This window comes from Corynebacterium sp. TAE3-ERU2 (genome assembly GCF_019209955.1).
Lineage (GTDB): Bacteria > Actinomycetota > Actinomycetes > Mycobacteriales > Mycobacteriaceae > Corynebacterium > Corynebacterium megadyptis.
On the sequence record NZ_JAHUTL010000007.1, the window covers coordinates 79244 to 92027 of the forward strand.

9 protein-coding genes are annotated in these 12784 nt (G+C 59.5%); all 9 read right to left on the reverse strand.

Annotated features, from left to right (window positions below; all coding sequences use genetic code 11):
* Window positions 1–2: 2 nt before the first annotated feature.
* The 9 genes from KRX12_RS10295 to KRX12_RS10335 all read right to left on the reverse strand — a co-directional run bounded on the left by KRX12_RS10295 (window position 3) and on the right by KRX12_RS10335 (window position 12723).
* On the reverse strand, window positions 3–821 hold the full coding sequence (locus KRX12_RS10295) for an SDR family NAD(P)-dependent oxidoreductase (RefSeq protein ID WP_218366570.1): 819 nt from the start codon (window positions 819–821) through the stop codon (window positions 3–5).
* A gap of 81 nt (window positions 822–902) precedes the next feature.
* Window positions 903–2186, reverse strand: a complete 1284-nt coding sequence (locus tag KRX12_RS10300) for a hypothetical protein (RefSeq protein ID WP_218366571.1) — start codon at window positions 2184–2186, stop codon at window positions 903–905.
* A gap of 754 nt (window positions 2187–2940) precedes the next feature.
* Window positions 2941–4446 (reverse strand): hypothetical protein, encoded by a 1506-nt coding sequence (locus tag KRX12_RS10305; RefSeq protein ID WP_218366572.1) that lies wholly within the window; start codon window positions 4444–4446, stop codon window positions 2941–2943.
* Window positions 4447–4449: 3 nt separating this feature from the next.
* Entirely contained in the window at window positions 4450–5916 is a 1467-nt protein-coding gene (locus KRX12_RS10310; protein ID WP_218366573.1) for an NAD-dependent succinate-semialdehyde dehydrogenase, read from the reverse strand.
* 26 nt (window positions 5917–5942) lie between these two features.
* Complete coding sequence (locus KRX12_RS10315; RefSeq protein ID WP_218366574.1) at window positions 5943–7061, reverse strand: alcohol dehydrogenase catalytic domain-containing protein; 1119 nt, start codon at window positions 7059–7061, stop codon at window positions 5943–5945.
* Window positions 7062–7287: 226 nt separating this feature from the next.
* Window positions 7288–9114 (reverse strand): GAF domain-containing protein, encoded by a 1827-nt coding sequence (locus tag KRX12_RS10320; RefSeq protein ID WP_218366575.1) that lies wholly within the window; start codon window positions 9112–9114, stop codon window positions 7288–7290.
* A gap of 59 nt (window positions 9115–9173) precedes the next feature.
* On the reverse strand, window positions 9174–10007 hold the full coding sequence (gene fdhD, locus KRX12_RS10325; RefSeq protein ID WP_218364499.1) for a formate dehydrogenase accessory sulfurtransferase FdhD: 834 nt from the start codon (window positions 10005–10007) through the stop codon (window positions 9174–9176).
* Between the two features lie 78 nt (window positions 10008–10085).
* Complete coding sequence (locus KRX12_RS10330; protein ID WP_255549173.1) at window positions 10086–10403, reverse strand: DUF6457 domain-containing protein; 318 nt, start codon at window positions 10401–10403, stop codon at window positions 10086–10088.
* Entirely contained in the window at window positions 10396–12723 is a 2328-nt protein-coding gene (locus KRX12_RS10335; RefSeq protein ID WP_218366576.1) for an FdhF/YdeP family oxidoreductase, read from the reverse strand. The genes KRX12_RS10330 and KRX12_RS10335 overlap by 8 nt, the downstream gene beginning before the upstream one ends.
* Window positions 12724–12784: the final 61 nt, after the last annotated feature.

Below are 12784 nucleotides of genomic sequence, written 5' to 3' on the forward strand. Positions count from 1 at the left end.
CGCTAGTCCAGCCCGACCTTCTTGGCGGAATCCTCCCACAGCCGGGCGGCGGTCCGGCTATCCCGGCCCTTCGGCGGCAGCGGGAAGCGGCGATTGCGCACATAGTAGCCACCAGGCTCTACGCCCTCGCCGAAGGGCGTTTCTGCGAGATACACCATGCGCGTGGCCGAGGTCTCTGGGGTATCCATCACCTTGGGTGCGAGGCGACTGTTATAGAACGCCCCCATGAGATTGCTGGCGTCGCGGGCAAAGGAGGTAGACACCACACCGGGGTGGAGCGACAGCCCAGTGATGCCGCGATCGCCTAAGCGGTTGTTGATCTCGGCGCAGAACAAGGTAGTGGCCAGCTTGGAATCTGGATAGGCCTTACGCCACGAGTAGTCCTCCGTGTGCATGAGGTTAGAGAAATCCACCTTGCCCACGAGCGCGGCGATAGAGGAGGTGCCCACCACCCGTCCTTCCCCGGCCGCGAGCTGCGGCACCAAGAGATTGGTGAGCAGGAAGGGGGCGAGGTGATTGAGCTGATAGGTGCGCTCATAGCCATCGGCGCTGAGCCCATAGTGCTGGAACATGCCACCCGCATTGTTCATGAGCACATCGATGCTGTCCCAGTGACCGGCAATATCCGCGGCGAGGCGGCGCACCTGGTCGAGCTCAAGATAATCCGCCAAAAAGTAGGTGCAGTCCAGCTGGGTGGCCAGCCGGATTGTTTTCTCCTCGTTGCGGCCCACGATCAGCACCCGGTGGCCACGCTCTACGAGCTGGCGGGCGGTGGCTGCCCCCACCCCATCACTGGCACCGGTAATCACAATATTTTTCATGTCCTCTAGCCTAGCGGGATGCAGTGGCTGCGGGATGGCGTCGATAAGCGAAAAAAATCCCCGCCGAGGCGGGGAGAGGGGCTAGGAGGAGGGTGTAGTCGGGGTATTGGAGGCGATAATCTGCTCCGCCTCATCCGAATCGGAATCGATGTCCACCTCGGTGAGGATCTCGGAGATGAACTCCTTTTCCGGAATATTGGAGTTATAGGCGATCGAGCGCAGCTCCCGGGCCTCGGTGCGGGTGAGCTTCTCATCGGAGGTGACCCGCTTGCCCAGCAGCTCGCGGGCGCGGCGGCGCAGCTCCGTCTCCGACTCGAGGTCACCGCGGTGCTTCCACCAAGCCCAGCCGATGATGATCATGATGAGGATGCCCATATAGCCCAGAATCGGGTAAATCCAGCCGATCAGGTTGGAGAAGCCGATGAAGCTGAGCACGAAACCGATGAGCACGGCGATGCAATAGGCCTTGTAGAAGTTCTGCGGCTTGTTCTTGGTCACGCGCTTGGCGAAGGCGTAGAACATGCTGATCGCCGTGTTGTAGATCATGCCGTAGATGGCGAAGGTCATGATGAAGCCCAGCGTCGGGTGGATGTCATTGATCATCGCCAGGGTAGGCATGTCCGTTTCCATGACGGTGTCCACGGACATGTACATCGAACCCACCAGCACCGCCAGCAGGAAGAGGAACACGAAACCGCCCACGATGCCGCCGATACCCACCTCGCGGGAATCGAGGAAGTTACCGCCGATCACGATGGCCATCGACACCACCACGATCACCTGCAGGCCCAGGTTATTGAGTGCGGAAATCCACCAATTGGGCAGCGTGGTGGGGATCTGGGTGGCCTGCTCGTGCAGCGTCGAGAAGTCCGGGTTGGAGTGGAAAATCGTCCACAGGGTGGCGGTACTGATCAACACGATGATGAAGGGAGTGATGGCGCCGATGACGATGGTCACCTTATCCACGTCCAATAATCCTGTGAGCAGCACCAGAATGAGCATCGATATCGCGCCCACCCACACCGGCCAGCCGAATTGCTGCTCGAGATTCGCGCCGGCGCCAGCGAACATGGCGAAGCCGATACAAAACAGGGTGATCATGGTGGCACCATCCAAGATCTTGGAGGTGACCGGGCCAGAGATCGCGTCGAAGACGTTGGTGTGCTCCTTCGCGCGGTGATAACTGCCCAGCTGCAAAATGGTGACACCGGCAATCATCATCGCCAAGGAAGCCAAAACAGCCCCCAAGATGCCCCAGTTACCGAAGGCCACATAGTATTGCAGCGCCTCGCGGCCCGAGGCGAAACTGGCTCCCACCAGCACGCCAATGAAGGCCATGGCGATTTCAAGTGAGCGGCGAATCATCGTTTCTTCTCCTTTATTCAATAATGAAGCACTATCGGGCAGTGTCTTCTCTCCGCGCGGCACTGCTGCGGCGCGGGTGGCCCCGCCGCGGTGGCGGGGCGAGGACGTGTGCCTTCCCATTCATCTCACGCTGTGGCCGGACGGGCGTGCTGCTTCCTGCCCGTGCGCGGCGCGGGGCCCGCTGGTGTGCACAGGCCCTGCGGCGGCGTGGGGCCCTGCGGTGGCTGCCGCCTCGTGGACGCGATGTCTCGCTGGCGCAACGACACGATCGCGTTGCCGGCAGCGCCGAGGCGCTGCGTACTGCGCCCTAGCGATCCTGGAAGGACCGAAAACACAAACAGGGCGGAGGTAGAGAGCCGCGGGCAGCGTCCTTGTGGGTGGCACCGTGCTGGGTGGGCGGGCCGCTCGCGGCGGTCGCCTTGCAGCAGCGTACAGCCTTATACGTAGATCCCATACGGCCGTCGCTCGGTGCCAGCGTCCATGACATAGAGTAGTGCCCCGCGCCCAGCGGCGAGGGCAGCGGGGGTAGGGGTGTGCGGGATGAGGCTCTCATTACCACCGCCGCACACGAACAGTTAAGTGAGCTGAAGTGGAGTCACTCAGGTCAATGGCGGCGATGCAATGAGGACATAGTGCTGGAGTATGTCGGGAGAGAAAGTGGTGCAAGTCTGTTCCATCGGTATGAAGGATGGCTAGCAGTACCCGCGAGTACGGAGTAATTCAGTCCCCAGTGTTGAGCGACATCGGATGCGGTTTAGTCATCGTCGTTCTGCTCTTGGTTTCGTTTATGTCCACGCCGCGGTAGGTGCAGGGACTCGTCGTTAATTTCGGCGAGTTCCGCGAAGTCTGCATTGGCGTCGGCGAAACCCTCGCTTTCATCGATCTCATCGAAGTGACGGATGGTGCCGTCTCGCTCGTCCTTGAAGAAATCGCGTCCGTAAATTACTGCAACTGCGAGAATTCCAGCAACGAAACCCCATGCGGCTCCCTGTGTAGCGAGGACGCCTGCAGTTACACCCGCGATACCAAGATCTTTTTGATTCCTAGCCTCCATGATTCCTACACGAACCGACACGAAGCCTTGGATGATGAGGGTGAGTGCAAGGCCCACCGCAAGGATTGGCTCCACAAAAGTGACGATCGGCATTAAGAGCAAACCGGTGTTGGTGCCCCAGCGAAAAGAGCCAGCTCCACCATAGATGGACCGCATTGCTCGTTTCCCCTGTTTGTAGCGCTCGACGATCACCACATGCATGGCTGCCCAGAGCGGTCCGCACATGGCCACATCGGGGCCGATCACGCTCATTACGGCGTTGCGGCCACCAAAGAGTAAGTGGGCGCGGTTGGGGTTGTACACCACAGCTTCATCGGTGCGCACGTGGTCAGCCTCTTTGAGCACGGCCTCAGCTTGGAGGACGTCTCCGAATACCACGATGTAGGCGGCCAGAACCGTCGGAATAGCGGTAATAAACACCATGAGTGGAGGAAACCCAAGGCCGAAAATGGTGTAGTCAGACCACAGTGTGCCGAAATCGGGACTGGAGAAGCCCCATTCGATCTCCGGCCACTCGCTTTCACCAACGAGAGGGGCGACGAGCACGGCGGCGAAAATCGAAGGCAGAATTCCCAGGGAAGCCAGGAAGCGCCAGCCCACGGCTTTTTTACGTAGTTCAGCGAAGCTACGGGAATACATCAGATAAAAGGCGATCAGAGCAGCGATGGTTATAGTGATGGGGAAAGCGTGGAAGCGCCCGCCTTCCTTAAAAACACTGATGATCGCGGCGATGCCAGCACCGAGAACGATGCCTGCTCGCAAACCGGAAGGTACTACCTTCACCACCCGAGAAGCGAGTCCCGTTACGCCTAAGATGATTGCGAACATACCCAGTGTGAACTGAAATGCGATGAGGGCCCAGATTCTCTCGGGGCCTTCCTCGAACTGCTCCACGTAAAGAATGAGCAGTGGGATCGCTGGGGTAATCCAGCCAGGAACTACTGGATCGCCGAGCATATGGTGAAGTAGGTAGAACAAGCCGTTTAGCATCACTACGGCGAGAGCTACCTCGAAGGGCATTCCTAAAGCCTGCGTCATCAGTGGGATTGCCCCTAGGTCCACTACGCACATGAAGAGCCCTTGGGCATAGTCTGGCCATTCGATGCGATAGTGGACGAAGGGTAGACGGATTTGGAAGGGCCCAGCCTTCCAGTGTGGCGATTCGATGCCAATACCTTCGTTGTTTTCAGTGTGTTCAGTGCTCATGGTTTATCGCTCCACTTTTATTCCGACATACTGCAGGCTGGTGTATTCGTCGAGTCCTTCGGCTCCCCCTTCGCGTCCCATCCCGGACTGTTTCACACCCCCGAAGGGGGCAGCGGCGTTGGAGATAATGCCGGCGTTGATCCCGAGCAAGCCGAACTCCAAACCGGAAGAAACTCGCCAAATCCGATCGATAGATTGGGTGAAAAGATAGGAAGCTAGGCCGTATTCGGTATCATTCGCGATCTCCAGCGCCTCGTCTTCTTTGCTGAAGGTCATAATCGGTGCGACGGGGCCAAAAATCTCTTCTTGAGCGGCTCGAGCACTACGGGGGACATCAACGAGAACAGTAGGGTTGTAAAAATATCCAGCTCCTTCGCCGCGCGTGCCGCCGCAGAGCACGCGGGCACCTTTGTTGGAAGCATCCCGTACGAGCTCCGCCATAGAGTCCACTGCGGCGGAATTTATTAGAGGACCGCAGGTGGTTTTTTCGGCGAGTCCATTTCCCACGCGGAGTTGCCTCATTGACGTAGCAAGCTTGGCACCAAACTGCTCGGCCACGCTCTCATGAACGATGAAGCGATTGGCGGCGGTACATGCCTCGCCAATATTGCGCATCTTGGCCTGCATAGCACCGTTGACCGCGGCGTCGATATCTGCATCTTCGAATACGAGGAAGGGGGCGTTACCACCTAGTTCCATGGACGTGCGTAACACGTTTTGGGATGCGAGCTCGAGCAGCTTTTTGCCCACATAGGTAGACCCGGTGAAAGAGATTTTGCGCAGGCGCGGGTCTTTCATGATCGGTTCTGAGATGTCAGATGGTGTCGCCGAGGAGACCACGTTGAGTACACCGGCGGGTAATCCTGCGTCCAGCATCGTCTGTGCGAAAAACTGGCTAGTCAAAGGTGCGAGTGCAGCGGGCTTGAGCACCATGGTGCATCCGGCAGCCACCGCTGGGGCTACCTTCCGTGATGCCATTGCTAAGGGGAAGTTCCAGGGGGTGATGAGTAAGCAGGGTCCCACTGGCTTGCGGCGGGTCATCATCTCTAGGGTTCCCTCTGGAGACGGAAAACTGCGGCCGTAGTCGCGTACGGCCTCCTCGGAGAACCAGCGGAGATACTCGCTTCCGTAATTAACCTCTCCGCGCGCTTCGGTCAACGGCTTACCCATCTCGAGAGTTATTAGGGTGGCGAAGTCCTCGGCGCGCTCCGTGATGAGGTCGAAAGCGCGACGTAAAACATCTGAGCGATCGCGCGTAGAGGTGGCGGCCCATTCGGCGGCTACGGCGCAAGCAGCGTCGAGTGCATCATGGGCATCATCTTGGGTGGCGGAGGCAAGGGTGGCGAGAGTGTCACCAGTCGCAGGGTTGTCCACGATGAAGGTGCCACCGTTTGAAGCATCTCGCCACTCTCCGCCGATGAGTAGTTGCGTTGGGACACGATCCAGCAGGGCATGGATGGAAGTAGTCATTGAAACCGTGTTCTTTCCTTTGACGATTAATCGAACATGATGATCTGGCGTAGGGCCACGCCGTCTTCGAGAGCGTCCATACCTTTGTTGATGTCCTCTAAGCCGATGTAAGAGGATATGAGGCCTTTAGCATTGAGTTTGCCGGCACGCCAGAGCTCCTCGTATCGAGGAATGTCCTTCGACGGTACGGCGGACCCGAGGTAGCTGCCGTGAATACGACGGGCCTCAGCGGTGATTTTTAGTGCATTAATCACCAAGTCCGCCTCGGGGTGGGGCAGACCTACGGTGACAGTGAGTCCGCCCATCTTTGTGATGTCGTAGGCCGTTTTTAACGCTGCTGGATGGCCAGCGGCCTCCACGGTGGCGCTGAAGCGTTTACCGGATTCGATGGCCTCTGTTGGAGTCATTGCGTGGGTAGCGCCGAGCTCTAGAGCTTTCTCGCGCTTAGACTCCTGCAAATCAATACCAACGATTTCCTTGACGCCCACCGCAGCGGCAGTGATGATAGCGGCCATTCCTACGCCACCTAGTCCGACTACGGCAATGGTGTCATCGGGACTGGGTTTGATTTCGTTGAGGATCGCGCCGCCACCGGTGAGAATTGCGCAGCCGAAGATAGCGGCGATATCAGCAGGCACATCTGAGCCAATAGGAACGATCGACTTCGTGGAGACCACTGCGTGGGTAGCGAAGCCGGAGACACCAAGGTGGTGTTGGATGGTCTCGTCACCGCGGGTGAGGTGGCGAGTGCCAGCCAGTAGGGTTCCCTCATTGTTGGTCTTCGAACCTTTTTCGCAGGGGATCATGCCATTAGTAGCGCAACCAGGACAATCGCCGCAGCGCGGCAGAAACGTCATCACTACATGCTGGCCCACTTCAAACTCTTCTACGTTTGGGCCGAGTGCTTCGATGACACCAGCCGACTCGTGTCCGAGCAGCATGGGCAACGGCCGAGGGCGGTTGTTATTGACGACCGAGAGATCGGAGTGGCAGAGGCCTGCCGCATTGATCTTGACTAGTACTTCGTCTGGTCCAGGCTCGGTGAGTTCCAGCTCTCCGACAGTGATGGGACGGGAATCGGCATACGGCCGAGGATCGCCTGAACGCTCTAGTATTGCGCCACGAATCGTACGTGTAGATGCCATGTCAACTCCTTAGGTTGTGACTTGCACTCAAAAGCTGCTGTCTGTGTGCTACACGCTACTGAGCTGCAGGTCACAAAAAAAGGGGTTACAGGTGTATATTTCTCCACTTCGAAAGGGGGCAAATGGAGAAATATCTATTCCTAGACTGCAGGTCGCTACACTAAGGCCAACCTAAAATTCATAAGGGAAGGTGTGTCAATCCTAGGGCCACTAGACCTTGCGTTTCTTAGTGAGTCAGTCGTCGGATACGTAATGCCAGATGGATGTCGAGGCTGAGGGCCCCCACGTTCCAGTGTGGGCCCAGCAGGTTGCCAATTCGCTCGAGTCGTTGTCGCGCTGTGTTCTGGTGGATAAACAACTGGCGGGCGGTCTCGGTTACCGAATGTCCACACTCCATATAGGTGTAGGCGGTGGTTTCCAGTTCGGTCGAGTTGAGCTGATCGTAGTCTATTAAGGGGGCGATTGTAGAGGAGAGCAGAGCATCTATACTGTGCTGATTTGCTCCCAAAACCAGTCCGAGGGATCCGAGATTAGTCGGAGTTACGATTTTGCCGTAGATATCTAAAGCCTTTGCAGCTGCGAGATATTCCAAAGCTTGGTCGTGGGCAGTGTTGTATTGATCGGGATCGGATAGCGTGGTGGCAGCAATCGCCATGCGCTTTTCGCAAGCGTAGGCACACAACTCTCGCAGGCTCAGCTCTAGCGGTTGTTCGGACTGGTGTAGTGCACACATGTGCTCGTCATGCCAAGTGATCGCCGTGGTGTCCGGGAGAAGATTGCTGATTTCGCGACGTGAGCTATTTCCGAGAGGCGCATGCATAACCACGAAGCTAACCCCTTGGAGGTGTTCCAGATCGACTCCAGTGAAAAGGCGCAGACGCCGGATCTCTTCTGGCCCTGCGGTACCGAGAGCCACGGCGTGTATCAGGTCGTCAACCTTGCGGGTCGTGGCAGCCAAGACTGACTCCTCGAATGCGTTGAGAGCACGGAATACGGCGGCGGCGCGAGTGAGTGCGGTTAGTTCAAATTCGCTGGCTTCCTTTTCGATGCCGATACCGCCCACTACCTGCTGGTTAAACACCACTGCCATGCCGCTGAACTGGTCCGTGGCCACCACATCGGTGGTAGCTTCGCAACGGTGCTGTAGGGCAGCTCGCTCAGGTGAGAGAGCAACTGTTTTGTCGTCCGTATCGTCGATGGCCCACGTCCATGCTTCACATTCCAGATGACGGCTAAGGATTCTAGCGATCTGGTGTCGCGGGCTGCGGGAGGTGCGCTGCAAACGTTGCTCTAGGAGTGAAAGCAGATCGTGGTCGATCTCGGAGAGTCGATGCAACACGCTGATGCGTTCACTCTGGCTTGCTTGGGTGGTGGTCAATTCGGTGACAGAACGGTGATGTTGTTCCAGTCGCTGTGTGTTTTCCAGGGCCACGGAGGTGATGGATCCCAGCAGCTCAAGGGCACTCACTTCATCGTGGGTGTACCTGCGGGGATTGCGATCGGCAACCATGAGTGCACCGATGGTGCTTCCGCCGATCTCTAGTGGAGCTCCAAGTATCCCGCGAATACCCTCAGTTCGCACGGCGGCATCCACTCTTGGAACGTGTGAGACATCAGGATCTCGAAGATGGTCGCTTGTCCACACTGGTCCTTTGGAGGTGGCCACTAGGCCGAGTACACCGGTACCCATGGGCATCTTAATGGAGCGGAATTCCTCCGAGTTCACCCCCGAAGTTACGAGGATAGACGTGGTGGAAGTTTTCGTATTATTGAGACTGATGTAGCCGACGTCCGCGTTGAGGATGCCTCGAGCCTCTTGCACGATGCTAGAAAATACTGATTCAGTGGCTTCGCTGCGGTTGAGCATCTGGGATACACCGAGAATCTCCATGGAAGTGGTGCGCCACTGACGGTTGCGAACCATAATCTCCTCGAGCTCGCGTACTCGAACCCGCTGTGAATCCGTCACTGCATTGAGCAATGCTTCTGGCACTCGTTGGAAGCGCAAGAGGTGATCGAGTACTTGATCTATCGCCGCAGAATCCGTGCTCATCTTGACTCCATTTCGCCCTAGGCAGTGCGCTTTTATATGAGTCAGAGCAGAGTCAGCAGCTAGCTCTCTGTGTTCACCGCGGCCAGCTCGCCGGAGTAGAGGTTGAAGCGATCGCCCCGGTCAAACCCCACGAGCAGCAGCCCGGTGGCGCGGGCGAGGTCCACCGCCAGACTGGTGGCGGCCGATACCGCGACTAGTCCCGAGCACCCAGCCAGCACGGTTTTTTGTACCAGCTCGAAGGAGGCACGCGAACTCATCACCATGATGTGCCCGGCGAGGGGAAACTCCATGCCGGCCAGCAGCGCCGCCCCGATCACCTTGTCGCAGGCATTGTGCCGGCCCACGTCCTCGCGGATAAACAGCGGCGTGCCATCGGGGGCGAAGAGCCCGGCGGCATGAATGCCCCCGGTTTTCTCAAAGGCTTTTTGCTCGGTGCGCAGCGCCTCCGGCAGCGCGGCGATAAGCCGTGGGTGCGGGGCGATGGGGGTGATGGGATAGCGGGCGGCGCGGGTGATCTCCTGAATGGAGTTGGTGCCGCACACCCCGCAGGCGCTGGTCATGGTGCCCAGCCGGGGCCGCAGCGGCAGCACGCTGCTTAAGGAGCACTCCAGCACGTTATAGGTGTTGGCGCCGTCTTCTCCGGTGGCCCCAGCGCAGTAGCGGGCTTCCTTCACATCCTCCGCGCTGCTAATGAGCCCTTCGCTGTAGAGAAAGCCGTGCATCCACTCGATATCGTTGCCGGCGGTGCGCATGGTGGTGGTGTAGGTGGTCCCGCCGACGCGCAGCTCGAGGGGTTCTTCTACCGCCACCGCATCGCTGCGCTCGTTCATAAAGATCTCATCGTCGCGCAGCACCACCCGAGTGATGCGGGGATTATCAATGATTCTGCCCACAGCTGTGCTTTCCACCTTATCTGGTAGTGGGCAGGGCGCTTATCGACGCTGCGCTCCTGCCCACTACTACAGACTGGTTTAGTCCTCGATCAACCCGATGAGCCGTTCGGCGCGCTCCCGTACCGCAGCGCGCACCTGCTCGGGATCCAGCTCGCTGCTGTCCCCAGCGGTGTCCGCCCCCACGGCGAGGCCGAGCAGGAAACAGCTCAGCGGCGCGCCGGGGCGGCTGGGGCCGTGGGCGATACGCCCAGTAAGCCCCAGGAGCTGATCGGTGTTATCGCTGGCCAGGGCGCGATCCACGCCCAGCTCGGAGCACACCTGATCGAGCCAGCGCTGCATGGCCGCCATCTTCTCCGGGTCGTCCTTCTTGCCCTTAGCGGGGGAGGAATTAGTCATTGACATTCCTTCCCAGCGGCTCGATGAACACGCGGCAGGACTTGGACACCGGGGTGTGGGAGATGTGGGCGCGGGAATCCAGCGGCACCAGCACATTCGCCTCGGGGAAGTAGGTGGTCACGCAGTCCTTGGCCACGGGGAACTCCACGATGCGGAAGTTCGGGGCGCGGCGCTCGCTATCGGAGTAGCGGGAGACCAGATCCACCAGGTCGCCATCGCGGACCCCGCGCTCGCGGGCGTCCTCGGGGTTCATGAACACCACGCGGCGGCCATTCTTGATGCCGCGGTAGCGATCGTCCAGACCATAGATGGTGGAGTTGTATTGATCGTGCGAGCGGACAGTATTCATCAGCAGCTCGCCCTCACGCAGGTCGATCACATTGGTCTCGTTGACGGTGAGGTGGGCCTTGCCGTCGTGGGTGTTGAACTCGCGCTGGCGCGGACCATTAGGCAGCATGAACCCGCCCGGGTTTTCGATGCGCTTGTTGTAGTCCTCGAAGCCGGGGATGGTGGCCGCGATGTGATCGCGGATCACCGAGTAGTCGTCGATCATCGGCTGCCACCACTCGTCGCCGCACACCATCTTGCCGATGGTGCCCAGGATCTCGATTTCGCTGCGCAGCGAGAGATCGTGGTTGGCGGTGCGGTGCCCCTCAGAGGCGTGCACGGCACCGGCGGAGTCCTCCACGGTGACCTTCTGCGGGCCGGAGGGCTTGTTATCCACATCGGTGCGGGCCAGAACCGGCAGGATGAGGGACTTCTCGCCCGGCCAGGCGTGGGAGCCATTGGGCTTGGTGGACAAGTGCACGGTCAGCTCATTGGAGGCCATGGCCTGCTCCACCACCGAGGTGTCCGAAGCCACGCGCACCAGGTTGCCGCCGAGGGAGAGGAAGAACTTGGTTTTGCCACTGCGCATCGCCTGCAGCGAAGGCACGGTGCCCAAGCCGTCCTCGGCGGGGCAGTCGAAACCGAAGCGCTCTTCGAGGGCGAGGCGGAAGGGCTCCTTGATCTTCTCCCACACGCCCATGGTGCGGTCGCCCTGCACATTGGAGTGGCCGCGCAGCGGCGCGGTGCCGGCGCCCGGCTTGCCAATATTGCCGGTCAGCAGCAGGAAGTTCACCATCTCGCGGATGGTGTACACAGCGTTCTCGTGCTGGGTCACGCCGAGGGTCCAGGTAAGCACCACGGTGCGGGCTTCCTCCACCATGTCGGCGGCCTTCTTGATATCCGCCATGCTCAACCCGCAGCCGCGCAGCAGCTCGGCATCGTCGAGGGAGTTGAGGTGCTCGATCGTCTCCTCCACACCGGAGCAGAAGTGATCGAGGAACTTATGATCGATGGCGTCGCGACGGATCAGTTCCTTGTTGAGGGCCTGGAAGAAGGCGCGGTCGCCATCGAGGCGCACCTGCAGGAACTCATCGGCCAGCTTGGCGGGCTTGCCCACCAGAGCAGTGGGCTCCTGGGGATCGCGGAAGCCCCGGAGGCCGGTCTCCGGCATGGGGTTAATCGCGAGGATCTTACCGCCGTTTTCCTTGCACTTGGAGAAGGAACCGAGGGCGCGCGGGTGGTTGGTGCCCGGGTTTTGTCCCACCGAGATAATCAGGTCGGTGCGGGAGAAGTCTTCAATCACCACGGAGCCCTTGCCCAGGCCGAGAGTTTCGCCGAGGGCGGCACCGGTGGAGTCGTGGCACATATTGGCGCAGTCGGGCAGGTTATTGGTGCCGAAGCGGCGGGCCAGCAGCTGAATCATGTACGCCGACTCATTCGAGGCGCGGCCGGAGGTATAGAACACGGCCTCATCGGGGTGAATGGTGCTCAGCTTGTCCGCAATGAGGGAGAAGGCATCCTCCCAGGAGATCGGGCGGTAGTGCTCATCGCCGCTGGAGCGATCGTAGAGCAGCGGCTCGGTGATGCGGCCGCGCTTGCCCAACCAATAATCGGTTTTCTCGCGCATCTCGGGCACGGAGACGGAGGCCCAGAAATCACGATCGGCGCGGTTCGGGGTGGTCTCTTCCGCGATAGCCTTGGCGCCGTTTTCGCAGAATTCCACAATGCCCAGCTCGTGCTGCGGCGGCTCGGGCCACGCACAGCCGGGACAGTCCACGCCGCCAGGCTTGTTCATGGTGAGCAGCGGCAGCAACCCGCGGTTCGGTACTGCGTGCTGCATAGCGTGCGCAACACCGGGAATGCCCGCAGCGTAGGGCTTGGGCTTGCCGGTCGATTCGGGATTATCAAACTCGTTCGCCACGGGGTTGACGGGTGCAGGCTTGAAACCGCCTGCGGGAGGGCGGAAACCAGAATCAATATGTGCGATAGTCATAGAATTGAGTATATAAGTCCTCCGAGCTTGCCCCTATATGGGGGAAATAGCTGGGGGTGGC

Bases quoted from the DNA above. Each gene is read 5' to 3' on its own strand.
- KRX12_RS10305 (WP_218366572.1), bottom strand. From the start codon at position 4,446: ATGAGCACTGAACACACTGAAAACAACGAAGGTATTGGCATCGAATCG.
- KRX12_RS10310 (WP_218366573.1), bottom strand. From the start codon at position 5,916: ATGACTACTTCCATCCATGCCCTGCTGGATCGTGTCCCAACGCAACTA.
- KRX12_RS10295 (WP_218366570.1), bottom strand. From the start codon at position 821: ATGAAAAATATTGTGATTACCGGTGCCAGTGATGGGGTGGGGGCAGCC.
- KRX12_RS10315 (WP_218366574.1), bottom strand. From the start codon at position 7,061: ATGGCATCTACACGTACGATTCGTGGCGCAATACTAGAGCGTTCAGGC.
- KRX12_RS10335 (WP_218366576.1), bottom strand. From the start codon at position 12,723: ATGACTATCGCACATATTGATTCTGGTTTCCGCCCTCCCGCAGGCGGT.
- KRX12_RS10300 (WP_218366571.1), bottom strand. From the start codon at position 2,186: ATGATTCGCCGCTCACTTGAAATCGCCATGGCCTTCATTGGCGTGCTG.
- KRX12_RS10320 (WP_218366575.1), bottom strand. From the start codon at position 9,114: ATGAGCACGGATTCTGCGGCGATAGATCAAGTACTCGATCACCTCTTG.
- KRX12_RS10330 (WP_255549173.1), bottom strand. From the start codon at position 10,403: ATGACTAATTCCTCCCCCGCTAAGGGCAAGAAGGACGACCCGGAGAAG.